This is a genomic window from Nitrosophilus sp. (assembly GCF_982775275.1).
Window position 1 is genome coordinate 1 of sequence record NZ_CEXZHP010000304.1, and the last position, 1304, is coordinate 1304.

General features: G+C 43.7%; 1 protein-coding gene and 1 pseudogene. One reads left to right on the forward strand and one right to left on the reverse strand.

Going from position 1 to position 1304, the window contains the following annotated elements:
- The first annotated feature begins 255 nt into the window (after positions 1-255).
- Positions 256-807, forward strand: coding sequence for a hypothetical protein (locus AC30RD_RS09490; protein WP_489494303.1), 552 nt, complete (start codon positions 256-258; stop codon positions 805-807).
- Positions 808-886: 79 nt separating this feature from the next.
- Here the strand turns inward: AC30RD_RS09490 and AC30RD_RS09495 are convergent.
- Positions 887-1304 (reverse strand): annotated as a pseudogene (locus tag AC30RD_RS09495) (hypothetical protein); the annotation flags it as partial.

A 1304-nucleotide genomic window follows, 5' to 3' on the forward strand; every position in this document is an offset into this window, starting at 1 on the left:
GCTCCAGCATATTGGCAATCTGTGCGTCTCTGCGCAACGCTTCCCATACATTGAGATGATTCCGCATGCTTGACATTAAACACAAATATCGTGTTCTATGCAATAGAAAATGCCATTTGCGCATAAATGGCATATACATAACCAAAATTCGTTTGCCATTCACTCATAAATGTGCAAAATGGACACCCAATGCTTCCGGCAAATTCAAAAACCGTATCTATCCTTCGGCCACATGAAACGAGTTGGGAATCGTTTGTGGAACAGATTAAAATCCATCCCGAATATCGCGGAGACGGCACAGACGCATACAATCCGTACGTAGATGACAATATGACCGACTTCAGAGAAAGGATATCCGCTGTATCACATGAGATCGGAGTATATATCCATATCCGCGAAGTGCAGCTACCAGCAGCCAGGACCATACCCGGCAGAAGAGTACGCAGGATGCTTAAAAATTCCAATGTGGTGGCAACTATGGATCCGGAAGAAGAAATAATGGCGCTTATAAATGTCATTGTCAGATCGTCTCCGGAAACATGTGCACTTATTTCTTTTTCAAAAGAAGACGATTTCGATGCGTTGCTAGACGTGCTGGGCACGGCAAAGGAGCCGATTTTGGAAAGAGTAACTATCGAGTCTAAGCACGGGGAAATAATCGTCGTGATGAGCAGAGTGCGAAAGAAATTCGTGCCGAAGATATTTGCATCCTGCCGTAACAACAAAAATGTAATGGATTACGCGATAACACAATCCCTTAACTTCCCGCATTGCGATACATTGCCTGGGATGGCTGAGAATAATTAACTGCGCTCCTGACCGTTCGCCTTCCACTTGATCGAACATCCGATAGCATTGGCCTCTGGCACCTTAACATCGGCGCCATTTACAAGCGCCCGGCACGCATCCGCAAGATCATGCGAGGCGGCCTTATCAGGATTTTCCCAAACTCACCGGTTATTACATCCATACCTTTACCCACTGTTAAATCTAAACCACATACCATACCTGCATTATCAAGTATTGTTTCAAACGGTGATTTTATAGCATTTAGCAGTATCTTTTCTCCAACACCTTTACTCTTTACATATTGGGAAGCATTCAACAGCGCGATACCACCGCCTGGAACAATACCTTCCTGTAAAGCGGCTTTAGTCGCGTATATCGCATCCTCTACGCGATCTTTCTTTTCTTTCATCTCAACTTTAGAATCAGCACCTACTTTTACTATCCCTACACTTCCTGATAGCATTGCTAATCTTTGTCTATGTTTCTTTTGTATAAACGGATTTTTATCCCACTTA